General features: G+C 35.0%; 15 protein-coding genes. 7 read left to right on the forward strand and 8 right to left on the reverse strand.

All coding sequences use genetic code 11. The annotated features are described in order from the left end of the window. Positions 1–60 precede the first annotated feature (60 nt). Genes porZ through AC0UBM_RS06615 form a run of 3 tightly spaced genes read left to right on the forward strand, consistent with a single transcriptional unit; the run spans position 61 to position 5,554 of the window. Positions 61–2,403, forward strand: a complete 2,343-nt coding sequence (porZ, locus tag AC0UBM_RS06605; RefSeq protein ID WP_475688109.1) for a type IX secretion system anionic LPS delivery protein PorZ — start codon at positions 61–63, stop codon at positions 2,401–2,403. Continuing rightward, a complete protein-coding gene (recO, locus tag AC0UBM_RS06610; RefSeq protein WP_475688110.1) occupies positions 2,403–3,122 on the forward strand; it encodes a DNA repair protein RecO in 720 nt (239 codons plus the stop codon). The genes porZ and recO overlap by 1 nt, the downstream gene beginning before the upstream one ends. Before the next feature lie 20 nt (positions 3,123–3,142). Beyond that, positions 3,143–5,554 carry a TonB-dependent receptor plug domain-containing protein gene (locus tag AC0UBM_RS06615; RefSeq protein ID WP_475688111.1) on the forward strand — a complete coding sequence of 804 codons (2,412 nt, stop codon included), beginning with the start codon at positions 3,143–3,145 and terminating at the stop codon, positions 5,552–5,554. Positions 5,555–5,562: 8 nt separating this feature from the next. On the opposite strand, the gene AC0UBM_RS06620 is transcribed toward AC0UBM_RS06615, so the two are convergent. Then, positions 5,563–9,567 (reverse strand): choice-of-anchor D domain-containing protein, encoded by a 4,005-nt coding sequence (locus AC0UBM_RS06620; RefSeq protein WP_475688112.1) that lies wholly within the window; start codon positions 9,565–9,567, stop codon positions 5,563–5,565. 98 nt (positions 9,568–9,665) lie between these two features. Here AC0UBM_RS06620 and AC0UBM_RS06625 point away from each other — a divergent pair, with 98 nt between their 5' ends. Continuing rightward, the gene (locus AC0UBM_RS06625) at positions 9,666–10,139 is read left to right on the forward strand and encodes a regulatory protein RecX (protein ID WP_475688113.1); all 474 of its coding nucleotides are present in this window, start codon (positions 9,666–9,668) and stop codon (positions 10,137–10,139) included. 56 nt (positions 10,140–10,195) lie between these two features. On the opposite strand, the gene AC0UBM_RS06630 is transcribed toward AC0UBM_RS06625, so the two are convergent. Genes AC0UBM_RS06630 through AC0UBM_RS06640 form a run of 3 tightly spaced genes read right to left on the reverse strand, consistent with a single transcriptional unit; the run spans position 10,196 to position 13,460 of the window. Next, a complete protein-coding gene (locus AC0UBM_RS06630; RefSeq protein ID WP_414035705.1) occupies positions 10,196–10,684 on the reverse strand; it encodes a DUF6646 family protein in 489 nt (162 codons plus the stop codon). Between the two features lie 42 nt (positions 10,685–10,726). Next, entirely contained in the window at positions 10,727–11,590 is an 864-nt protein-coding gene (locus AC0UBM_RS06635; protein ID WP_475688114.1) for a cupin-like domain-containing protein, read from the reverse strand. Between the two features lie 49 nt (positions 11,591–11,639). Beyond that, positions 11,640–13,460: a TonB-dependent receptor plug domain-containing protein gene (locus tag AC0UBM_RS06640; RefSeq protein ID WP_475688115.1), complete on the reverse strand. Its 1,821-nt coding sequence runs from the start codon at positions 13,458–13,460 to the stop codon at positions 11,640–11,642. 69 nt (positions 13,461–13,529) lie between these two features. On the opposite strand from AC0UBM_RS06640, the gene AC0UBM_RS06645 reads away from it, so the two are divergent. The 3 genes from AC0UBM_RS06645 to AC0UBM_RS06655 all read left to right on the forward strand — a co-directional run bounded on the left by AC0UBM_RS06645 (position 13,530) and on the right by AC0UBM_RS06655 (position 19,839). Beyond that, a complete protein-coding gene (locus AC0UBM_RS06645) occupies positions 13,530–15,023 on the forward strand; it encodes an aminotransferase-like domain-containing protein (protein WP_475688116.1) in 1,494 nt (497 codons plus the stop codon). A gap of 211 nt (positions 15,024–15,234) precedes the next feature. Continuing rightward, positions 15,235–18,396: a TonB-dependent receptor gene (locus AC0UBM_RS06650; protein ID WP_475688117.1), complete on the forward strand. Its 3,162-nt coding sequence runs from the start codon at positions 15,235–15,237 to the stop codon at positions 18,394–18,396. Between the two features lie 84 nt (positions 18,397–18,480). Continuing rightward, a complete protein-coding gene (locus AC0UBM_RS06655; protein WP_475688118.1) occupies positions 18,481–19,839 on the forward strand; it encodes an alkaline phosphatase family protein in 1,359 nt (452 codons plus the stop codon). Here AC0UBM_RS06655 and AC0UBM_RS06660 read toward each other — a convergent pair. The 4 genes from AC0UBM_RS06660 to nagB form a co-directional block, all read right to left on the reverse strand. Then, positions 19,822–20,439, reverse strand: coding sequence for a Crp/Fnr family transcriptional regulator (locus tag AC0UBM_RS06660; RefSeq protein ID WP_475688119.1), 618 nt, complete (start codon positions 20,437–20,439; stop codon positions 19,822–19,824). The genes AC0UBM_RS06655 and AC0UBM_RS06660 overlap by 18 nt on opposite strands. Before the next feature lie 222 nt (positions 20,440–20,661). Further along, positions 20,662–22,701 (reverse strand): beta-N-acetylhexosaminidase, encoded by a 2,040-nt coding sequence (locus AC0UBM_RS06665; protein ID WP_475688120.1) that lies wholly within the window; start codon positions 22,699–22,701, stop codon positions 20,662–20,664. Between the two features lie 17 nt (positions 22,702–22,718). Further along, positions 22,719–23,144, reverse strand: a complete 426-nt coding sequence (locus AC0UBM_RS06670) for a hypothetical protein (protein WP_475688121.1) — start codon at positions 23,142–23,144, stop codon at positions 22,719–22,721. 6 nt (positions 23,145–23,150) lie between these two features. Then, positions 23,151–25,079 carry a glucosamine-6-phosphate deaminase gene (nagB, locus tag AC0UBM_RS06675; protein ID WP_414035696.1) on the reverse strand — a complete coding sequence of 643 codons (1,929 nt, stop codon included), beginning with the start codon at positions 25,077–25,079 and terminating at the stop codon, positions 23,151–23,153. Positions 25,080–25,083: the final 4 nt, after the last annotated feature.

Raw genomic sequence — 25,083 nt, forward strand, 5'->3', positions numbered from 1 at the left:
TATTATTTTACCATAAAAACTCGTTACTTATAAATATATTTGAAATATTAAAAATCATATATGTTTAAAAGAATTCTTCTCCTTATTTTATTCGTTTGCCCTTTAATTACATGGGCGCAAGATTTTTCAGATAGTTGGGAAGGGCATTTTTCATATCATACCATAAAAGATGTAACGGCGAGCGAGAATAAAATCTATGTGGCATCGGAAAATGCGGTATTTACATATGATATTGTAACTCAGGAAATAAATATACTCTCTACTATAGAGGGACTGACTGGAGAATTGATTTCGACACTACATTATAGTGCAGAATTTAAAGCTTTAGTTATTGGGTATGAAAATGGTTTAATAGATATTCTATTAGAAGAAGATTCGAGGGTGTTACACGTTGTAGATATAGTTGATAAGCCAGCCATACCTCCAACAAGTAAAAGAATTAATCATTTTAATGAATATATGGGGCAACTCTATATTTCAACCAATTATGGGATTTCGGTTTATAACCTAAATCGATTAGAATTTGGAGACACGTTTTTTATAGGTGATTTTGGAGCACAAAGTATTATTTCCCAAACCACGATTTCCGATGGGTATATTTTCGCTGCAGGACTTGATCAAGCCGGACTAAAACGAGCAGAACTTAGCAACAGTAATTTAATCGATTATAAGCAATGGACTAAAATTGCGAATGGTAGTTTTGCTGCCGTAGAGGCTGTTTCGAGTAATGTTTATGCTGTAAATACTAACAGAGTCCTTTTTAGAGTAGAAAACACTACACTTAGTAATTTAAAACAATTTTCAAGTTACCCGTTAGATGTGAAGTCCGCCAATAACGAACTTGTTATAACTACCCAAAACCTGGTGTATTTATACGATGAAAATTTCAATTTAATAGCAGAGGTAAATAAAGATACTAATCTACAAACCAATTTTACTGCGGCTATTACTACAATAAATAGTTTTTATATTGGTTCGAGCAGTTTGGGAATTTTAGAAACTCCGATTGCAAATCCTAATGTGTTTAAAGAAATTCGTCCTAACGGACCATTAATGAATATTCCTTTTTCTATAAAAGCGGCATATAACAATACGTGGGTTACCTATGGGGATTATTCAGCCACGTTTAATCCGTATAATCCTTCATTAAAAACTAGAGGAATTAGTCATTTTAAAAATAATACGTGGTCTAATATTCCAACAGATAGTATTTTAGGTGCACGAAGTTTAAATACAATAAGTATTAATCCTAATAAAATTAGTCAGGTATATATAAGTTCTCAGATCGATGGCGTATTAGAGGTAGATAATGATTTTAGTACAATGTTATTTGATGCTAATAATAGCGGGTTAGAACCTGTAGATGGCTCCACAGAAAGTGTTTTTGTAAACGCTTCTACTTTCGATAACGATGGGCTTTTATGGACCTTAAGTGGCTTAGTGTTAAATCCATTAAAATCTTACGACCCAAATTCCAATCAATGGAAATCATATAGTTTTGAAGATTTATATGGAAATGCTGCCAGTGCAGAGGCTGGTTATTCGGACGTTGTAATAGATAATGCTGGAGTATTCTGGTTGGGAGGTACTAAATATGGTTTAATTGGTTACGATTATAATTCAGGAAACCCAAAGATTAAGGGCATTAGAGATGAATCTGAAAATATGCCTGATAACAAAGTATCTGCCTTAGCTTTAGATAAAAGTAATCAATTATGGATTGGTACTAGAAGAGGTTTGCGAGTGCTCTATAATACATCTTCTTTCTTTACAGATCCTAATGTTCAGGTAAGTGAAATTATCATTTTAGACGACGGTATTGCTAAAGAATTATTAGACCAAGAATATATTACGAGTATAGAAGTTGACGGCTCTAATAATAAATGGATCGGTACAATCGGGTCTGGTGTTTATTACTTTTCTTCAGATGGACAAGAAACCATTTATCATTTTACAAAAGATAATTCTCCCATTCCTTCAAATAATATATCCGATATTAGTATCGATAATTCCAACGGAAAAGTATTTATAGCTACAGAAAGTGGTTTAGTCGCATTTTATTCAGGAAGCTCAGAAACTAAAGACGATTATAACGATGCTTATGTGTATCCAAATCCAGTGCGTCCAACATTTAATATCGTAGACGAGCTTGTTAAAATTAAAGGGTTAACAGATCGCGTAAATATAAAAATCACAGATGTCGAAGGGAATTTAGTTGCAGAAGCTCAAGCCAATGTAAATTCCAGATTTGGAGGTTCAAATCTAGAAATTGATGGTGGAACGGCATTTTGGAATGGTAAAAATTTAGCCAATAATGTAGTGCGTTCTGGAGTGTATTTAATTATGCTTTCGGATACCGAAACTTTCGAAACGAAAGTGCTTAAATTAATGGTTATTCGATAATGTTTTATTCTTCTCCTGCCATTGTTTTATCCAAATTAAAGTATCGCGATAATGATCTTATAGTGCGTTGTTATGCCAAAGATTTTGGAGTGGTTAGTTTCTTGTTACGAGGTGTCTTAAAAAGTAGAAAGGGAAATGCTAAAGTGGCTTATTTTCAGTTGCTTTCTCAAATACAAATCGAAGCAGATATTAAGGATAATAGATCATTACAAACTTTAAAAGACGTAAAAATTAATACCCTTTATGCCACGCTTCATACCGAGGTTGTTAAGAGTGCTATTGTTATGTTTATTGCCGATGTTTTGGCAATGGCTTTAAAAGAGGAAGAAGCAAACGAAGCACTGTTTGAATATATCGAGTCTTCTTTAAATATTTTAGATAATACAACCGATTCAGCTAACTTTCATTTGGTATTTTTGGTGCATTTAACAAAGTTCCTTGGGTGTTATCCAGACACGACCAACATACACTATAATTACTTTAATTTAAGTACCGGTCAATTCGAGAAACAGTCTACAAGCATTTATTCTGTAACTGGAGAGGATTTAAAGATTTTTAAGCTTCTATTAGGCATGCTTTTTGATGACCTAAAAACAATTAAAATGGGTTCCAAACAACGACAATCGGTTTTAGACCTATTGCTTCTGTATTACGAATTACACCTTGGTCATTTTAAAAAACCAAAATCATTATCCATTTTTAATCAAGTATTTAATTAATAACCGACCAAAGATTCTGTATGAATTTAAAATTACTTTTCGCATTTTTTTTCCTCATTTCCCTATCAAGTATTTCTCAAAATATTACCGTTTTAAATAGTCAAACCAACGAATCTATTTCCGGTGTTGCTATTTATAATGCCGATAAATCACAGAGTGAAATATCAGATCTAAATGGTGTGGTGTCACTTGATAAGTTTAAGGATAATGAAATACTTTTCTTTAAACATTTATCTTTTCAGTATTTTTCTATCGAAAAATTAAAATTAAAGTCAGTTTTAAGTGTGTCCTTAGAACCTTTAACCGAAGGACTTGATGAGGTTGTTATTTCAGCTTCAAAATTCGAGCAAGGCAAACGCGATATTCCTCAAAAAATAGCATCCATTTCTGCCGAAGCAATCACGTTCGATAATCCGCAAACTAGCGCAGATTTGCTTGAAAACACTGGTAATGTATATATTCAGAAGAGCCAGTTGGGAGGCGGAAGCCCCATGATTCGTGGTTTGTCTACAAACAGATTATTAATTACAGTAGACGGTGTTCGAATGAATAATGCCATTTTTAGAGCAGGAAATGTACAAAATGTAATTTCGATAGATCCCTTTGCAATCGAACATACAGAGGTGATTTTAGGTGCCGGTTCGGTAGTTTATGGTAGTGATGCCATTGGTGGTGTTATGAGTTTTTATACTAAAAAAACAAAACTGTCTTATACCGATGAAATGGATTTCTCGGCGAATGCTGTGGCTCGTTATGCTACCGCAAATGATGAAAAAACAGGTCATTTAGATTTTAATATCGGATTGAAAAAGTGGGCGTTTTTAAGTAGTGTGAGTTATACCGATTTCGACGACTTAAGAATGGGAAGTCACGGTCCAGACGATTACTTAAGGCCAGAATATGTAGTTACACAAAATGGTGTAGACAATATTGTTGCGAATCCAAATCCTAAAGTTCAAGTACCAACAGGGTACGACCAAATAAATCTTATGCAAAAGGTGCGATTTGAGCCAGGAAACGATTTAAATTTCGATCTAGGATTGTATTATTCTACAACTTCAGATTATTCTAGATACGACAGGTTAATTCGATATAAAGGTGATGAATTACGTTCGGCCGAATGGAATTATGGGCCACAACGTTGGTTTATGTCTAATTTGCAGGTCACTAAATTAAGTAGTCATTCTATGTTTTTCGATAAGTTTCAAGCCAATGTAGCTTATCAGAATTTTCAAGAAAGTAGGATTGATAGAGATTACCAATCGCCACTTCGAAATTCTACAAATGAAGACGTAGATGCTATCTCTGCCAATATAGATTTCGAGAAACAACTTAGTTTAAAGACCCAATTGTTTTACGGTGTAGAGTATGTTTATAATAAAGTTAATTCCTTTGGTGAGCAGGAAAATATAGACGATAACACGACTATAAAGGCACTGTCTAGGTATCCAAACGATTCCGATTGGTCTTCGATGTCTGTGTATACTAATTTTAAATATAAACCGAGTTCTCAATTTGTTTTGCAAACAGGATTACGCTATAATCATGTTTTAGCTCATGCAGATTTTAAAGAAAATAATGTATTCCTAAACCTACCATTCGAATCGACAGATGTGAATACAGGGGCATTAACAGGAACGGCTGGAATTAGTTGGATTCCTGCCGAAATAATTCAGTGGAAATTAAATTTTTCGACAGCCTTTAGAGCGCCAAATATAGACGATATTGGTAAAGTTTTCGATTCTGAGCCAGGCGCAGTCGTTGTACCAAATAATGATATAGATCCAGAATATGCCTATACTGGAGATTTAGGTGTCCGCTTAAATTTTGAAGATAAAGTTATAATAGATGCCGCAACTTATTATACGTTTTTAGATGATGCATTGGTGCGTCGAGACTCCGAACTAGATGGCAATTCTTACATCGATTATAACGGAGAATCTAGCCGAGTGCAATCTATGCAAAACGCTGCCGAGGCTCGTATTTATGGTTTCGAGGTGGGAATTCTTGTTCAGTTAGCTAAAGGTGTAAAATTAACGTCGCAATATAATGTGGTTGGTGGTTATGAGTTAGAAAATGAGGAAGAGTTGCCTTTAAGACATGCCGCACCAGATTTTGGAAACACACATATTACATGGGAGAATAATAAATTTACTATCGATGCCTATGCCATGTATAATGATAAGATGTCTTATAACGATTTAGCTCCATCAGAACAGAGTAAAGATTATATGTATGCCTCCGATGAGGACGGGAATCCCTATACACCGTCTTGGTATACTTTTAATTTACGCACGCAATATAAATTCAATCCAAATCTTAGCGTAATTGCAAGCTTAGAAAACATCACAGATCAGCGATACCGACCTTATTCATCGGGAATTTCTGGCGCAGGAAGAAACTTAATTTTGGCAGTGAAGTACGCCTTATAAGAGGAGCATTACTTCTTAATAAACTTCCGCTTAAAATAAACTGAATTATTACAGCTCACAGCAGCAATGTAGGTTCCTTGGTTTAACGAAATAGCATTAAAAATATTACGATTTGTTTGAGGTTTTATATGCTGTATTTTCTGACCCAACATATTAAAAATCTCTATAGTGTGCATTTTAATGTGGTCCGATTCGAGATTAAATATAATGTCGTTAGTGGGCAAATGAATGATTTCGAATTGTGATGAAGTATTATCAACTGTTTCAAGGTTTAACGTGGGTGCTTTAAAGGTGATATTAAAGCGATTGTTAAAGGTTCCCGGTTCGGATGTAAACGTGTAGGGTGAAGATTTTAAATCGTGATACGTGTTTAAAAAAGTGTCTTCCAAGAACAATTCGTTTTGAGATATAAATTCGCCTTCAAAATCATCTAAAGATAGTTTATAAATTGTAGGTACTTTAATAGATAGGTGTAATCCTAAATTTATTTTTTCATCATTATTAATACTCTGTAACGCTTTGCCTTGAATACTAAATACTTTATCTGTATTAGGCATGGTTGTATATAATTTTGCCGTAACATCTTTAGAAATGTAAGTGTCTACATCATAAAAACTACCATCGTATTCGTCTTTTGCTCCAGAAATATAACTTACTAACGTCTGACTGAAAACACCGTTATCTGAAGTTAAATTAATCCATAATTTATTAGATTTTGAAGTTCTAAAAAACTGTGTGTTTTTATCTGTTACGCGCATAGCATTATTAAATACTACATGTCCTGTAGATGTTGGATAATTGTCTGAAAATTGAATGAAAAAGCCCTGACAAGACGGAATAAAATTATCCGGTTTTGTACCGGTGCCTTCTTGAGCAGTAATCGATCCGGAACCATTAATTATGGCATAGTCTGAAGGACTAAAATTATAGACATCATTTCCATTAAATGTATCCGATGGCGGGGTGTCATGAGACCATAAATAAATGGCGCCTTCTAGAGTTCCATTGGCATTAATAGAGTGTACATTCGCTTGGAAAAATGCTGTAACATCTATGGCCGAAGGGTAGGGGTTTCCTATTAAATTAAAATTGGTGTCTAAACGTGATTCATCATTTCTTGCTACAGCTGTTAGTATGTTGCCGTTGTTAAAGTTTCCGGAAAAAGAGTAGGTGTATTTCGCTCCTGGTGTAAAATTTAATTCAGAGTGTGTAGCGGCATAAGCAACTCCTGGAATTAAATTATCGGTTCTTTTTATATCTGTATTGTCTTCAATAGCTTGCCAATCGTTCGCATTATCGTCTACATTGTCTTGGCCTAGTACTTGGGCGTTATTATTGTTTTCTTCCTTATAAATATCGACAAAGTTAGACGCGTTATACCAATATAATCGTTGAGAATTATTAAAAACGGGGTCGAATGTTTCATTAGCAACGGGAGCACTCCAGTAGGTGTATTCGTACCAAGCGTTTAAAACAGCTGTTTCTTTCTCAACCGTAATTACACCGGAATTTATAATCTCAGAGTCGTCTTCTTGTACAAAAGAGCCCTTATTTTTTACAATTAATTCACCTTCGACGTGCAGTTTATTAATCACTTTTACATAAGATTCTATATCAATAACTAACGATTTTCCTAGTGGGATATACAGGCCACATGTGGTAATGTTTCCGTTTGTAACCGTATTATAATCATAATCTATAACCGTAAAAGAATTTACGTTTGGTTCTATGTTATTCTGCCAACCGGTATTTGTCCAAATACTTTCCTTGACAGAAACTTTAACGGTAGCTGTCGCGGTATAACATAAGTTGGAATCTTCCAATATCCTGCAATAATACTGGTTTCCATTGGTTTCAATCGTATTTAAAATTTTTAAGGTCGATGTTTGGGGGTCATCGTGATTAAGGTCGTCGATAACTTCCGTCCAAATATCGCTTTCGGGAGGATTGTAATACCATTGATATTGCAATTGTTTTTGTCCAATAAAACCTTCTTCTGCGACTGTCGAGAATTCAACATATAAACTACAGCCCAAACTGTTGTTTGTAGGTTGCGTTAAAATTGACGGAGGAATTCCCGAATAATAATTATAAGTGCCAATATCAGTATAATCAACCGTATGAAAAGCTTCCCAATCGTTCTGATTCCATGTTGTACTTGGTGCATTTTGGATGTTATTTTTGCGTCTATAAGTATATCCTTTTTGTGAAATAGTGAAAGGTGATCCGGAAGTATTTCCCCATAAATCTATCCAATTGTCATTGTGCAATAAGCGAATATTGTCGTTGTTGTTAATTCCAACGAGCGTACTTACATGATCGTACCCGTGAGTAGCATTGGAATTTTCGGCATCTCCTGCACCAAAAGCAACCACAAAAACATCTTGATTATTTAAGGTAGCCTCTTCAAACATAATGTCTTGTATAGTGGAGCCGTTATAATGAATTTCGATACTGTAATCTTCCATGTCTACAGCAGATCCAGTACCGTTATAAATCTCGATATAAGAATGAGATCCGCTAGGGTGGTCGGTAATTTCGCTAATAAAGAGATTGGTTGGAGTATAGGCATTATTCCCGTCGCAATCAATAGCTGTTAAAGCAATAATGTTGAAGTTTGTGGCATTACTGCATCCCAAATCATTCGTTATACTTAGGGTTCCGGAAGTTGCATTTGGAGGTATCTTAACTTCCATTTTAGTGTCTGAAATTATATTTATTTCTGCTACAATACCATTAATGTTAGCTGTAGTTGCTGTTCCGAAATTAGAATTTGTTATGGTAACAATGGTTCCTGGTGGTCCACTGCTAGGTTGAGCTAAAAGTGGTGCTGAAGAACATTTTCCTGTGCCTTGAACTTCAAAAGTATAAGGGGCTTCTTCTGCGTCGTTATTTATAATACTAATAGTAGAAGTACGGATACCTGAAGATGAAGGCGAAAATTGAATTTCGAATGGCATTTTAGTTTGACTAGAAATTGTGGAATGACTTGGATTTACGGTTATTTGAAATTCTGTTGGGTTAGAGGACGTGATGTCCGAAACAAGTAAATCTAATTGCCCTTCATTATGAATATAGTATAATTTTGAAGCTGTTGTCTCTCCCACAATGGTAGAAGCAAAAACAGTGTTGTATCCAGTACTGGATTCCGAACCATTCGGAATAGAGGCTTCGGTATTGCGCTCGACATCAATTTCAGGAGCGGGTGCAAAGGCATGACCCGTAAGGAAAATGGTACAGTCGCTTTCATTAGAATCTGAATTTAAAATGTGTAAAGTGCCATTGCTATTCCCGGAAGTTATGGGATTAAATGCAATGGTAAGTAAGGTTTCTGTATTTGGCGAAATGCTAACAGGGAATGTTGGTGTGGTCACCAAAAAATGAGAAGGTAGCGTTAAGGACGAAATGATTAGATTGATATCTCCCGTATTTTTTATGGTGACTGTTTTTTGTGCAGTTGCATTTACGACTATACTTCCAAAATCTATTGAAAACCCACAATTTTGGAGGTTCCCAAATTCATCTAAAAGTTGTATCTCGGGAGCGTTTGCTCCGCTACAAAAAATAGAAATGTCGTCTAAATAATAAGAGCCACCCGATCTTTGTGTCATTATAACACGGATGTAATAATCGCCTGTTAAATTTAAGTTGAAGGAGAATAATTGATGCGTTTCAGTGGTTTGTCCTACGGTTATATTATCCGTTTCTATCCAAGGGCCTGACGTTGTAGTACTATATTGAATGCTTAGTGTTCTTTGGGCAGAAGCAGAAGATCGTGCTAAACTAAATTGTATACTTTCTGGGTTTGTAATTGCAACACTTGTAACAATAAAGTCGTTTACATTATTAAACCCAACACCATCTCCTTCATTACCTGCAATTGGTAATCGATAAGTGTCCGATTCCATCCAATTTCCATAGTTTGTATTAAAATTATCCGATAAACATTGGGAAAATCCTAAAGATATCACAGATAAAAATAATACTATTGTAGTAGTATAACTTAGTTTCATCGTGGTAACGTATATTTGAATTCTTAGGGGATTTATCTAAAAATAAAATAAAAAACACTGAAAATCAAGTAATTACAAAAATATTTTAAAATTTAAGCATGGAAACTCATAAAACGTATACGGTCGAAGAAGCCAAATCTGCCTTGGAATATTACTGTGCGTACCAAGAACGTTGCCATAAAGAAGTGCAAGAAAAATTAAAAAGTATGCGCATGATTCCAGAAGCTATAGATGCGGTTATTGTGCATTTGTTAAATCATAATTTTTTAAATGAAGAGCGTTTTGCAAAGGCATATGTTCGCGGTAAATTTAAGTTTAAAAACTGGGGAAGAAACCGTTTAACTATGGAGTTAAAACGTAGGCAAATTAGTAAATTTAATATACAAACAGGTCTTAAAGAATTAGACGAATTGGATTATTATGGTGTGTTTGATGCTTTGGCTACACGTAAATGTGAATCACTAAGAGAGTCTAATAAATATAAAAAAAGGAAAAAGCTAGCAGACTATTTATTGTACCGGGGTTGGGAATCGCCTATGGTTTACGAGAAGGTGAATGAATTGATTAAATAAAAAAAGGAGCTTCAAAATATATTGAAACTCCTTAGATATTTTTAGAAAGACACGACTTATAAATTGAAAGAAGCACCTATATTAAATACAAATTGATTGTTTAATTTTTCTTCTGAAGTTAAATAACCTGTGTCGTACTTGGCAATTGGAAAATTGATTTCAGAATATACTCCAAAACCTTCAGAAAAGAAATAACGCGCTCCAACATGAGCACCAAAGTTATTTAAACTGAAGTTTAATCCAGGGTAAACGTCTAATTCATCTATACCAATTACGGAAGATAAATTCGCATTAAAACGAGCTTTTATATCGAAACGCTCTCCAAAATCGGCATCTAAATTGTTGTTAACACCTAGCAAGTATGTGGTTGCTACACCAAACGAAATATTTTCGCCCATACCTAAGTCGTAAGTTCCAGTTATTCCAGTTCCGTTGTCCTGAAAACTTGCTCCGATTTGAAATTTCTGATCACCTTTTCCTTTAAAAGCTTGAGCATTTGCAAATGAAACTACGCATAGACATGCGATAATAAATAGATTTTTCATGGGTTCTTAATTTTGAGGCAAATATAAGTTTTATGACGAAACTTAAGAATTAAATTTCGAAGTTCTTATTACAGCCTGTTTGTTTTTCCAATCTATCCAATCCTGACCTTTTATGCGTCGCATTAAGTTATCATAATTTCTCATAATAAACACATTGTAAAGGGCTTTACTTAAGTTTTTAGGACGTTTTGCAACGGCGCGTAAACTCATAGAAAATCCAGGTGTAATGTATCGCATATAGTGCCAGTAACCTTCGGGCATATATAATACTTCTCCGTGGTTTAATTCGGTTTTATACCCTTTAGCTTTTTTTAAAGCAGGCCATTTATCTAAATCAGGATCATTAAAATCGATATCTTCTCTGGTAATTAAGGCATGTGGGACCTTGTACAGGTATTTGTTTTGGTCCTGATCGAATAAGATTATCTTCTTCTTTCCTTCAAAATGAAAATGGAAAATATTAGCCAAATCAATATCGTAATGCATAAAAGTAAACGAATCTCTACCTCCAAAGAAAAGCATTGGAAAGCCTTTCATTAGGCGTAAACCAAAATCTGGAAACGTAAAATCCTTTTGAAGTAACGGAACTTCTTTTAAAATATTCCAAAGAAATATTCTGTACTTAGTAGGTTCTCGTTTGAGTAGATCGATGTATTCACTCATTTTCATTTTGGAATGAGGTTCGTTAAAACCATCTTTATAATCCACAGGTCTGTCGTCGTATAATGGTACAATTTTATCGCCTGCAACAGATTTTATATAGTCCAAACTCCATTTAGAGTATGCTGGCCAATCGTCTATAAAATGCTCTATAACTACAGGTTTCTGCGGTTTATAATAATGCGTTATAAAATCCGTTTTGCTAATGGTTTTTACGCGCGGTATGTCTTGAAGATTTAATTCCAAAAGTATAATTGCTTAAACCTGCAAGTTAATAAATTGTAAGATAATTATTTTATCTAAAATTGTATTTTAAGCCAAATAGTAAGTTTCCTTTAGGCATTGGTACTAAGTTGGTTTCGGTGTATTCGGTGTTGAAAATATTGCTTGCAATTACCGAAAATTCGAAGGCACTAAACGTATAATTTACACTAGCATCTACCACAGAATAGCTCTCGCCAGAAGTCCGTTCGGCATATTTGTAGACAACAGTCTGAGAGAGGTTTTTAAAAAATTGAGATGTAAAACGGGTTACAAAATGGTGCTTTAAAGAGTTTATAGAATATTTTGAAAAGTTGGCTTCTGTTTGCTGAATTTCGTCATCTATATAGGTGTAAGACGCATTTAAGCCTTGGGTGTATGCTCCAATTTGAAAGTTATAGTTTGCATAGACATCAATTCCTTTAGTATTCACTTCTGCAATATTTGTGGCTTGCCAAAGATCGTCTTCATTATCTTTTACATAATCAATTAAATCTCTAGAATCTCTGTTAAATAAGGCAATAGAAGCACTAAAATTATTTTTATTGAACTTTATTCCAAGTTCTTCCGCTACCGCTTCTTCAGGGTTTAAATTAGAGTTTCCAAGTGTAGTAGGATCGCTGTAATATAAATCTGTGTAGGTAGGAATTCTATACGTATAACCAACATTACCGTATAATTTAAAATGATTACTTAATTCGTATCCCACATCCATCCCCGGGAAGGCATGCCATTTAAAGTCGGAGTAATAGGTCACTGCAACTCCAGGTGTAACATCTAATCGTTCGTTAAAAAACTTGAATCGATGTTCTAAAAATAAAGTAGTCATTAATCGATCTCTATCTCCTAAATTATTGCTTGCTAAATACACTTGCGCGGCATCTACTCCAAAACCGGTAATTCCTAAATTTGAAGTATACGAGGCGTTCACTTGTGCTCCAACTTTATTTGTTATATGCAGGTTTCTATAGCCGGTTGGATTGTTACGGTCGTACAGATACATATCCTGATTACGTCTCCAGTACAACTGTGGCTTAATAATCCAATCGTTACTTTTAATTTTGGTTGAAACACCAACTAAACTCGTTTGCGTTTCCTCGTATTGTTCGGTTGCCGATGGCGTAGAGTAAAAACCATTTGCACCATAATCGCGTTCTGAAAATGCAGTAAGTAATGTTATGGGTAGTTTATTTTTATTGAAGGTGCTTTTTATAAAATAATTCTGATTATCGTAATCCGTATTATGTCTGTAGCCTTCAGATGTATTGCGTGAGACATGCACTATATGATTAGAGTCTTCTAGATTAACACCTGCCGTTACCGCAGCGTTTAAGGTATGAAACGAACCACCTTGAGTATCTAAAGTGACAAGGTCTTCGGTATGTTTTTTAGTCACAATATTTACGGCACCAGTAAAAGCATTTTGTCCGAAAACACGGGCCGCAGGTCCAGAAATAATTTCTATACGCTCAATAACTTCTATTGGTAAAGCCATATTCATGGTATGGTGGCCTGTTTGTGCATCGTCTACTTTAATACCATCAATAAGTAATAAGGTTTGGTCAAAACTCCCACCACGAATATATAAATCGGCTTGCATTCCTGCAGTACCACGTCGTCTAATATCTACACCTGCTACTTGCTGTAGTAAATCGGCAACATTGGTTGCTGCAGAAGCTTTAATCACTTCGGACGTTATTATATTTATAGATCTCGAATTCTTAGAAAACGGAAGTTCAATTCTGCTAGAAGTGACTATCACCTCTTCTAATTGTTCCTCGACTACAGGCTCTTGTGAAAATGCTAAAGCTGAAGTTAAAATACTTAGTACTGTTATTACTTTGGTTGGTGTCATGTTAAAAATTTAAAAACGATACAAAAGTCGTAACTTTACGGACTATTAAAATAGTCCAGTTATAAAACAATGAATAGTCCGGTTGATGCGCTTTTTAAAAAGTTAATTGATTTCGATAAAACGAAGTCAAAATCTATCTATATTCAAGTGTCAGAACAAATTGCAAATCTAATCCAACGCGGTTATTTATTAAGCGGAACGATCTTACCTGGAACACGGGTATTAAGCAAGTTATTAGATATTCATAGAAATACGGCTGTAGCAATTTACGACGAATTGGCTTCACAAGGTTGGGTAGAAATTATTCCCAACAAAGGAACGTTTGTTTTGGTTCCAGAGCAAAAAACGGCTACAATTAAAGCGTCGGCTTATCCGTATAATCAGGCCTATTCCTATTCGGAAACTACAGGTTTTCCTTTTCAGAATTCTATGCATTTAGCGTCGACCACACAGGCAACAAAAGCCGAGTATGTTATAAATGACGGAAAACCAGATTTACGATTGCATCCTACATTTCAGTTTTCGAGGTGGTACAGTGCCGCGATGAAGCGTAAACCGTTAATTAAAAAATGGAATCGTACGGGAGATGGCTCGTATTCTGTATTCGAAAATCAGTTGTGTAATTATTTGAATGCGACTCGGGGTTTCCATATAAAGCCAAATAATTTAATAAGTACGCGTAGTACAGAAATGAGTCTGTACATAGTTTCTCAATTATTGATTAAACAAAACGATGTTGTTTTGGTGGGTAATTTGAGTAATTATTCGGCCAATATGATTTTTCAGCAAGCTGGAGCATCCATAAGAACGGTGCCTGTAGACAGTGATGGGTTAGATGTGAATTATATTAAAAATCATTTTGTAAAGGGACGAATTAGGTGCGTTTATATATGTGCGCATCGCGATTATCCTACCACAATAACCTTAAGTGCACAGCGGAGATTGGAGTTAATGAAATTGGCTAAACTATATAAGTTCGCTATTATTGAAGACGACTTCGATTACGATTTTCAGTTCGAAGGTTCAGCTATGTTGCCTTTAGCAAGTTCCGATGCTAACGGACTAGTAATTTATCTAGGCAAGCTCGGGCAATCGTTGTTTCCTAGTTTTCAAACCGGCTTTGTGGTCGCTCCAGAAAATCTAGTGTCCGAAGCAAAAAACTATCTGCAACTGTTGGACCAACAAGGGGATTTAATTCAGGAACAAATGCTATCCGAATTAATTTCCGAAGGTGAGATTAATAGGCTGGTTAAAAAGAATATTTTAATTTATAAACAGAGACGCGATTGTTTAATACATCATTTATCGCGTGTGTTTAAAGATGCAATTCGGTGGGAAATACCTTCTGGCGGATTAGCGATTTGGCTGCAGTTTAAGCCTGAAATATCGTTAGCTAAATTTGCCGAAGTTGCAGAGCAAAACAATGTGTTTATTCCAAAAACTATTCTTTATCAGGATAAATATACTTGTGCTATTCGTTTCGGATTTGGACATCTTAATGAAGATGAAATAGCAGATGTTGTTCGCGCCTTAAAAATAAGTTATGATGTGGTGTTGTCTTAGGGCACTAGAAAAGGGCTGTTTTAATTTTCTTCCGCAATTAAATTCCAAGAATCCGATAAAAATTTTGGGCAATAATTTTATAGTGTTTCTAATTCTGGTGCATTAACAAGTTATAAATTTTAGGTTAAGTAGTTGTAAAATGTTAAAAACTAACATTTGATAGGCTAGATGTGTATCTATTTTCACCATCTACTAAAAACAACTATAACAAATGAAAAAACAGTACTTAAAGTCTTTCCATTTTTTGGTCTTACTTTTTTTATTCGGAACAAGTATTAATTCCTACAGTCAAGCGACAAATGCAACTATAAAAGGAACTGTGAAAGATGAAAACGGGATACCATTAATGGGAGCAGATATCATGATAAAAGATATCTCTACGGGTTTTATCTCTGGAACACTAACTAATGATAATGGAGATTTCAAATTGCCTCAATTACCTTTAGGAGGACCATATAGTGTTACAGCTAAATATTTAGGTTTTTCTGAATCTATTCGAGAAGGAATCATGTTAAACCTTAGTGATCTTGTAGTAATCCATTTTACATTACAAGAATCTTCTACAAATTTGGAAGAGGTAATTATTTCTACAAATGGGATTACTAAACGTATTGATCAAATTGGAGCATCGACAAAAATTGGAGCAACGCAAATTAAAAAACTAGCCACTGAAGGAAGAGATTTTTCTGATTTAACAAGTTTGTCCCCTTTACAAGGTGGAGGAAGTTATAATTTAAGTGGACAAAGAGGAACATCAACTAACATTACTATTGATGGGACTAATGCTAGAAATCAGCTAACTGCAGGCGATATTGGTAGTGGACCGTATACCATATCTCAAGAAGCTATTCGAGAATTTGAAGTGTCTACAAACGATTATGCTGTGACCCAAGGAAGACAGGGTGGTGGTTCTGTATCTGCTGTAACTAAATCTGGTACTAATGAATTTTCAGGGAGTGCATTTTTCTATCACAGAGCAGATAATTTACAAAGTAAATATAACATTCAAGGCCAAGAGCGAACAGCAGATTTCTATACGTCGCAATCTGGTTTTAGTTTGGGAGGACCAATCATTAAAGATAAGCTTCATTTTTTTGGAGTTTATGAGAGACAAGATGCGGGAGAGCCTGTTTATATAGCAGACATACAAAGCGACGATGACGAAAATCGCTTAGGGATAACTCAAGATAATTTAGATCGTTTTAAGAGTATCGGTCGCGAGGTTTATGGCTTATCAGATGAGCAACAAACAGGGCAATTCGATCGTAAGACAGAAGCCAATAATTTATTTATTCGTTTGGATTGGCAAATAAGTGATAAGCACAGACTTACGTTACGTAATTTGTATAATAAATGGGATAATCCATTTAGTGTTAGCGATAATTCTAGTATTGAAATGGCAGAGACTTACTCAGACTTTAGCTCTTTAGAAAACAGTACAATGTTATCGTTACGATCTATGTTTAGCAATGTGGTAACCAATGAATTTAAATTGCAATACCAACATGCCGAAAGATCGTATACACCAAATACGCAGTTGCCTCAATCTAATATTCCTAGAGCCATAGTGCAAGTCGCTTCTGTGCTACCTAATGGTAACAATAGTACTAAAAGTGTGCAGTTAGGAGGACAACGTTATACGCCTGAAACTAATGTTGAAAATCAGGTGCAATTTATCAATACAACCTATATCAATACAGATAAAGCCGATTTTACCTTTGGTACAGATAATATGATTACGTCGTTAGAAACTTTATTGTCTAACGAGCAAAATGGACGTTTTTATTTTGATTCTTTAGAAGATTTTGAAAATCAGAATGCCTCTAGATATGCTAGAGAAGTTCCTTTGCAGGGATTGCCATTGGTAAAGCAAACGGTATTAGATTTATCGCTATTTGCTCAGGTTGAAATGGATATTACATCAGACCTTAACCTCGTTGCTGGTGTGCGTTGGGATGCCACAAAATTTCTAGATAGTGGAGAATATAACCCAGTAGTAGACGACGAGTTTGGTATACGAACAGATGAAACATTAGATGATTATAATAACATTCAGCCTAGATTTCAGCTAACGTATAATGTAAAGAGTGAAAATAAGGATGTCGTAAAATTTGGAGGAGGAGTATTTTCTGCTCAGCCACATTATTATGCCCAAGTAAATAATATTCAAAATAGTGGTACGTTATTAGGTGCTATAGATGTTACTGGAGCAAATGTTCCTACACCCGATTTTAATTCTTACAGAAACGATCCGAGTACAGTACCTGGAGTACCAGAAGGTGTTACTCCTTTTTCAACAATAAATGCTGTAGGAAAAGATTTTGAAGTGCCTACAACCTTCAAAGCAAACTTAAGCTACACTCATTTTTTTGGAGAACGCTATAGTTTAGGTTTTAATGCACTATTCAGCCATACTAAAAATAACTATACCTATCAGGAAGCAAACCTTGTTAAAGAACCATACTTTATCACAGAGCAAGGAAGAGAAGTATTTGTGCCTGCAAATACAATTTCTGAAAATGGTAATTCAGATTGGACAAACTCAAGAATTTCCGATCAAGTAGGAAGGACTTTGGTCATGACTTCTGATGGGATACTAGACCAACTTGCGTTAGTCTTAGAAGCTTCTGCACAAATTGGAACAGATGGATATGTAAATGGAAGTATCACATTTAATAAGTCTAAAGACAATTCTTCTTATAACTGTTGTGTTGCAAATACTTCAACATTTTTACCTGTTTCCGGAGACCCAAGAGATCTAAATTATGGTTACGCAGATAATCATTTCGATACTAAACTAATCATAAATGGAGCTACACCAACATGGAAAGGATTTACACTAGGAGCAAAAATTGTTGGTCAAGGTGGTACAAGATATTCTTTTAAGGTAAACAGTAATACAAGTGCCAACGGAGACTATAATTTAAGTAACGACATTGCTTATATATACGATCCAAACGATCCGAATACTCCTCAGTCAATAATTGATGGTTACAATCAAATTTTAAACGATTCTGATACTCCGCAAGGCTTTAAAGACTATTTAAAAGATAGTTATGGTGGATTTGCCGAGCGTAATGGTGGAAAGAATCCTTTTTATGCTGTAGTAGATTTAAGACTTCTCAAAAGATTTGAAATGAAGAATAAAAAGCATGGTTTAGAGTTTTCTATGGATATTTTCAATTTTGCGAACATGCTAAATAAAGATTGGGGACAATCACATAACTTCGGAAATAGAAATTTAATGAATATAACAGGGTTCGATCAAACCACCCAGAGTTATGATTATTCGGTACAAACAGCTAGTTCAACAGAGCCAATTAATGGAGATCCATGGCGCTTACAATTAGGTGTAAGATATACTTTCAATTAAAAACATATTACAACTTGTAGCATGGAGTTTGTTTTTACATGAAATAAATTCCATGCTTTTACAATTAAACAAATAGAAAATAAAATGAAAAATTATAGAATTATATATGCACTTACAGTGTTGTTATTGTGTCAAGTGAGTTTTGCACAAGATAAAAAAATGTCTCAACACGTGGTGCTGATTTCGGTAGACGGATTTAGACCAGAATTTTATTTAGAAGAAAAATGGCCGGTACCAAATTTAAAACACATGGTAAAAGAAGGTGTCTCTGCAACGGGTGTAAGAGGCATATTTCCTTCGGTAACCTATCCTTCACATACGACTTTAATTACAGGTTCATACCCTATGGATCATGGAATTTATTACAACAGTCCGTTTGAAGAAAAAGGCCAAACGGGGCGTTGGTATTGGGAATATGATCTAATTAAAACAAAGACATTATGGACAGCAGTAAAAGAAGCAGGTAAAACTAGTGCTAGTTTTATGTGGCCAGTTACAGTGGGTGCCGACATAGATTATAACATACCCGAAAATTGGTATCTAGACAGTTCTTATGGAAAAATTAAGCCGATGAGAGATTTCGAGAGTCCAGAGGGGTTTCTAAAAGAAATGGAAGAAGAAGTTCTTGGTAAATTAAATGATAAAACATTTAATGGCGATTATCTAAATAGGGAAGATAGAATTGGAGAAATGGCAGCCTATACGTTAGAAACTTACAAGCCAAACTTTATGTCCATTCATCTTTTTGCCGTAGATCATTTCCAACATGAACAAGGGAGAGAAGGAGAAAAAGTGTATACCTCTATAGCTGCTGTAGATAGGGCTATTGGTAAAATAAAAGAAGCGGCTATAAGAGCGGGCCTTGAAGATCAGACCACATTTATAATCACAGGAGATCATGGTTTTGTAGACATACATTCTGCACTTAGTCCCAATATTTGGTTGGTTGAAGAAGGTTTAATTGAAGATAAAAAAGATCGTGGAAATTGGAAAGTCGCTTTTCACACATCTGGGGCTTCGGCATTTTTAATGGTTAAAAATAAAGGGGATAATAAAACTGTAGAAAAGGTTAGAAAAAAACTAGATGAACTGCCGTCTAATATCAAAAAATTATTTAGAGTTGTTGATAGAGCTGAATTAGATGAAATAGGAGCAGATCCTAATGCTGTTCTAGCCTTAGCTCCTATACCTGGAATTGCCATGTCTTCTAAAACAAATGGAGATATCCTTTCGGCAAGAACAGGAGGTACTCACGGATATTATCCAGATTTTAAGCAAATAGAAACTGGATTTGTGGCATTTGGAGCAGGTATTTCAAAATCTAAAACAATAGAAAAAATGGGGTTAGAAGATATCGCTCCCATAATTAATGAATTACTAGATTTAAATTTTGAATCAAAAAAAGGAGTGCTATATCCAGGGATATTAACTAAGACAAACTGATTTGTTTTTTAAAGCATTTGCAATGGTTTGACGGGTGGCCCCAATAAGGTCACCCTTGTCTTTTTGTGTAAGTAAACAGTGTATGTTATGAGGCTCGCCTTTTACATCTAAAACATTAATGGTGTAGATGGTATTTAAGAATTTTAACTTATCAACTATGGAGCGCTCATTTACTTTACATAATTTCTTTTCGGCTATATACCATCTTTTTGTTAAGTAGCTAAAAAACCATTCAGCGGCAACGGCATGACTTTTAACTTCTCGTTTAAAAAAGTCTAAATCGTATAGTCTTACTTTTACATCCATTAGCGCTTTCGAAAATTCAAAAAATTGTCCGTTTAAATATCTTAAATTACCAAAATAATCGCCTGTATGTACCACGTCATACGTGTATTCATCTCCTTTTTCGGAATATCCACCTAATTTGACAGCTCCAGTGACAATCTCATAAATATAGTTTTTTACTTTGGGAGGTTGGTAAATGTAACTGTTCTTTTCAAATACAATTTCGGTTACAAAATTTTCTAACTCACTATTATATCTCTCCTTAAGATGCTTGTAAAAAGAAAAAATCTCATAATCTTTTAAATCGGGTCTCATATGTTATAAGTCAAAAATTGGCAAGACATAAAAATAGGTATAGTTAGGGTAAACTAAGTTATTTAAAGTTTAAGTTTTCAATTTTAACTTTTCAGCGCGTTACTATATTAGGTTGCTAAAAATATTTAAATATGTTAAGGATTTTGAAGTCGAAATAAAAACTGTAAACCCCGATATTAATCAAAATATCGGGGTTACAAACAAATCAATTCAAATAAACTATTATATATGCTTAGAGAGTGCTTCTAAAGATTCTACTATAGCAACCTCAACATCTACATGATCTTGATTTAAAATCGATAAATTGATTTTTAATTGTGCTTTGGCTGAATCTGAAAGCGTGTTATTCGTTAGTTTCTGAAGTATAATAGATGACGCTTCAGAGAGGTTTTTTGACAGTGGTTCTAAATCATTTAAAAGTGGCGATTTTTCTAATTTAGAAAATGTCCCATAATTTTTAGACCAATGCTTCAAATACACTATAAGTTTTGCTTTAGTGTTTTCGGTAGGTGATGCCATATAGCTTTTTACTAAGCGGTTAAACTTAACGGCATCTTTAGCATCTACAGTACAAGCATCTGCAAATAATCTAAACGGTGAGAAAGTTTTGTATTCCGTTCCGCCTTGATTTCTTGAATAGATTTTAAGTGGTTCGCAAATATTCATTAGTGTTTCTAAAGAAGATATATCTTGATTATTCGACAAGTTTCTTAAAAGAACAGCTTTGTTTTTAATATGCGTTATGCCTAATTCTTCCAGGCGGTAGCTCATTACGTCTAAACGCTTTAACATATTATCTACATCGTTTACATCTTTTTGTGACCAAAGGCGTTCTGCTATGGCTGCTGTTCTTGGCCAAATTCTAGAATCTATAGTTTCCGATGTGGTAAGTTCGCTCCACATGGTAGCTTCTCCTCCTAGAATACGTGCTTGTTCTTCTGCTGTTAATTGAATATCGCCAATTGGTTCGTTTTGATAGTGCTTTATCACAGATTCCATACGGTCTATATAAAACCCGTTAGATAAAATGGTGTTGTAACCTTGTTTAGCGGCCTCAATTAATGAGCCTCCTTTTGGAAGCCCTTCGTTTTCCGATCTCCAAGAGTGAATCACTGCGGTTGTTGGCATGGTTGGCGTCATAATCTCATCCCAACCCACTAGGTTTTTACCTAATTTATTTAAAACTTTCTCAAGCTTAATATTAAAATAGGTTTGTAAATCGTGATTGGTTTTTAGGTTATGCGCTTTTTTGAATTTCTGAATATTTTCATTAGCATCCCAGTGTTTTCCTTCGTTTTCATCGCCTCCAATATGGAAGTAAGTGTCAGGAAAAAGTGGTGCGATTTCAGTAAATAGATTTTCTAAAAAAACATAAGTGTTGTCGTTTGTAGGATCTAATGTCGGGTCGAAAACACCTGAATAACGCTCTACACTATAAGAGGCTCCCGGTTTACTTCCCAATTCTGGAAAGGCTGTGAGTATAGCTGTGGCATGTCCAGGGACATCGATTTCTGGAACGACGCGTATTCCTAATTTTGAAGCATAAGCTACCACATCTTTAATTTGGTTTTGGGTGTAAAACACTCCGTCTGAAGCCAAATCTGTTAATTGCGGATACACTTTAGATTCTATACGAATCCCTTGGTCGTCTATTAAATGCCAATGAAATACATTCATCTTTACCGAAGCCATAGCTTCTAAATTGCGTTTAATCACATGTACGGGATGGAAATGTCTAGACACGTCTATCATTAAACCGCGCCATACAAAACGTGGTGCATCAGAAATTGAAGCGCCTTTAAAGTAATATGTAGTAGCATCGTTGCTTGTAAGTTGTAACAAGGTTTCAATTCCTCTTAAAGCCCCGATATCTGTGTTTGCGGTAATTGTTGCACCAGAATTTGAAACGTTTAATTGATACGATTCGTCGTTGTCTATAGTCAGTTTTCCTTCGTTTTTATAGCTGATTTTAATCGTTGCATTGGGATTGGTTTTTGCAGAAGTTGGGAAGCCTGAATTAGTAAATACACCCGTTCTACCAGAAAGGCGTCTTAAAAAAGAGGTAGCCACAAAGTGTACACGGTCTTGTGTAGGACCGTCAATAGAAATGGTTAAGTTTTCAGTAATAGGAAGGTTTTGCTTCGTATCCTGTATGTTTTTTGGCCAAGGCATCAAATCATATGTACTTGCTAATGCGTCTTGAGCGTGACTCAAAGCACTGTTAAAGGTTATGATTATAATTAGTAATATGATTTTTTTCATTGTGTCTTATTTAAGGCTCAATTAAGTTTAATGTACTTTTCTGTAATGGTTCTATTAATTCCTACGGCTTCGATTTTTTCTATTCCAGTCTGAATTAACGTATCTCCTTTCATTTGAATTTTAAAAGAGAATGTTTGATTTTTAATGGTTTCCGAATTGGTGTAACTCAAAACCTCTTCATAGTCTTGTCCGTTTAAAACGTAAGAGCCAGCACCGCTGTAAAAATGTGCATTAGAATTTATATTCTGATTGAAAAAAGCAAAATGTGAGTCATTGATAATTTTAATGAACTCGGTATGTTGTAAATCTTTAATTTGAATGGTATCATTTTCAATAATTTCAGCATAAACCATTTTCCAAGTTCCTGAAATTGGTATGTTTTCAGGAGTGTTTTTACAAGACAAACAGATTAAAACTGAAATTATTAAAAGTGATTTTTTCATTCTATTTTAGAAATGATAACGTTTAAATGCTTCAATAGCAGCGTAATCTGCAAGCCCTAAATCGTTATATTTTTTGGCTGTTAAGCGATTTCTGTCTTCTGCACGAACCCAAAATTCTCTGGAGTCGTCGCCCTGAAACATGACACCATCTTTTTGAGATTGGTGATAGAAAATAGCATGACGTTTTTTAAGCACCTGATCCGGACTCATAGGCACAGCCATTTCTATTTCGTAAGATTCCCATTCGTGCCAAGCACCACGGTATAACCAAACCCAGCAATCGTTCATGAATGCTTTTGGTTTAAGCACATCTATAGCTTCAAAAAGCGCATCTAAACACACTTTATGAGTGCCGTGCGGATCTGCCAAATCTCCTGCAGCATAAATTTGATGAGGTTTAACAGCTTCAATTAAAGATGTAACAATGTCGATGTCGTCCGACGTTAAATTCCCTTTTTTAATGGTTCCAGTTTCGTAAAACGGTAGATTTAAAAAGTGAACATTTTCATCTTTTACACCCAAATAGCGTGTTGCGGCTAAAGATTCACTTTGCCTGATTAAGCCTTTTAATTGTCGCAATGCTTTCGAATCGATATCCTTGTCTGTCTTACTTTGCAGAAAGTCTATTATCGCTTTAGCTTCAGAATTATCTGGATTTAATTTGCAGATAATTTCAGCAAATTTTAAAGCCTCTTCATCTGAAACAGCAATGTTTCCAGAGGTTTGGTAAGCAATATGTACCTCGTGACCTTGTTCTACTAACCTATCGAAAGTTCCTCCCATAGAAATAACATCGTCGTCTGGGTGTGGACTAAAAATAATAACACGTTTTTTAGCAGGATTAGCGCGTTCTGGTCTGTGAGAATCATCGGCATTTGGTTTTCCTCCAGGCCATCCTGTAATGGTATGCTGTAGTTTATTAAACATCTTTATGTTTAAATCGTAAGCCGTACCTTCTTCGGTTAACAAGCCAGACATTCCGTTGTCGTTATAGTCTTTGTCTGTTAATTTTAAAATGGGTTTACTTAATAGCTCACTAAGCCAAACCACAGCTTTAAGTTTTAAGATGTCTGTCCAATGACAAGATGCAACTAGCCATGGTGTTTTTACGCGTGTTAATTCTGATGATGCTTCGCTATCAATAACAAAAGTAGTATTGTCGTGGTCTTGCAAATAAGTAGCAGGGACGCTAGACGTTTCTTCGCCTTCAATGGTGTCTTTAAGAATTTTGGCTTTGTTTAAACCCCAACCTAACAATACAATACGTTTGGCACTTTTAACGGTGCCAATTCCCATAGTAATGGCTTTTCTTGGTACGTTATCTATGCCTAAAAAAGCGGGTGCAGCATCTGCTCGTGTAACGTGGTCTAATGTAATACTTCTGGTTCCAGAATTTAAATGCGACCCTGGTTCGTTAAAACCAATGTGTCCAGTACGTCCAATGCCCAACAGTTGAAAATCTAAGCCACCGTATGATTTAATTTTTAATTCGTAATCGATACAATATTGATATAAATCGTCTGCACTTACCATGCCGTTTGGAATGTTAATATTTTCAGGAAGAATATCGACATGATTAAACAGGTGCTCATGCATGAAGTAAAAATAACTTTGAATATTATCTTTCCCCATAGGGTAGTATTCATCTAAGTTAAAGGTGACCACATTAGAAAAACTGAGGCCTTCTTCCTTATGCATTCTTACCAATTCTTCATATACTTTTATAGGAGACGATCCTGTAGCTAGACCTAAAACACAAGGCTGATTCAATGCTTCCTTTTCGTTAATTAACGCCGCGATTTCTTCTGCAACAATTATTGATGCCTCATTTGAAGAGTCGAAGATTACGTTATGAATTTTTTCAAAACGCGTTTCCTCAAATTTTCCAGCCTCCGTGTAGGCTATACTTTTTAAATCAGTACTATCTACTTTCATTTTA

Source organism: Formosa sp. F44, assembly GCF_056238645.1.

What these genes read in the sequence shown, in the direction of transcription:
- porZ (WP_475688109.1), top strand. Translation starts at nt 61, where the DNA reads ATGTTTAAAAGAATTCTTCTCCTTATTTTATTCGTTTGCCCTTTAATT.
- recO (WP_475688110.1), top strand. Translation starts at nt 2,403, where the DNA reads ATGTTTTATTCTTCTCCTGCCATTGTTTTATCCAAATTAAAGTATCGC.
- AC0UBM_RS06615 (WP_475688111.1), top strand. Translation starts at nt 3,143, where the DNA reads ATGAATTTAAAATTACTTTTCGCATTTTTTTTCCTCATTTCCCTATCA.
- AC0UBM_RS06620 (WP_475688112.1), bottom strand. Translation starts at nt 9,567, where the DNA reads ATGAAACTAAGTTATACTACTACAATAGTATTATTTTTATCTGTGATA.
- AC0UBM_RS06625 (WP_475688113.1), top strand. Translation starts at nt 9,666, where the DNA reads ATGGAAACTCATAAAACGTATACGGTCGAAGAAGCCAAATCTGCCTTG.
- AC0UBM_RS06630 (WP_414035705.1), bottom strand. Translation starts at nt 10,684, where the DNA reads ATGAAAAATCTATTTATTATCGCATGTCTATGCGTAGTTTCATTTGCA.
- AC0UBM_RS06640 (WP_475688115.1), bottom strand. Translation starts at nt 13,460, where the DNA reads ATGACACCAACCAAAGTAATAACAGTACTAAGTATTTTAACTTCAGCT.
- AC0UBM_RS06645 (WP_475688116.1), top strand. Translation starts at nt 13,530, where the DNA reads ATGAATAGTCCGGTTGATGCGCTTTTTAAAAAGTTAATTGATTTCGAT.
- AC0UBM_RS06650 (WP_475688117.1), top strand. Translation starts at nt 15,235, where the DNA reads ATGAAAAAACAGTACTTAAAGTCTTTCCATTTTTTGGTCTTACTTTTT.
- AC0UBM_RS06655 (WP_475688118.1), top strand. Translation starts at nt 18,481, where the DNA reads ATGAAAAATTATAGAATTATATATGCACTTACAGTGTTGTTATTGTGT.
- AC0UBM_RS06660 (WP_475688119.1), bottom strand. Translation starts at nt 20,439, where the DNA reads ATGAGACCCGATTTAAAAGATTATGAGATTTTTTCTTTTTACAAGCAT.
- AC0UBM_RS06665 (WP_475688120.1), bottom strand. Translation starts at nt 22,701, where the DNA reads ATGAAAAAAATCATATTACTAATTATAATCATAACCTTTAACAGTGCT.
- AC0UBM_RS06670 (WP_475688121.1), bottom strand. Translation starts at nt 23,144, where the DNA reads ATGAAAAAATCACTTTTAATAATTTCAGTTTTAATCTGTTTGTCTTGT.
- nagB (WP_414035696.1), bottom strand. Translation starts at nt 25,079, where the DNA reads ATGAAAGTAGATAGTACTGATTTAAAAAGTATAGCCTACACGGAGGCT.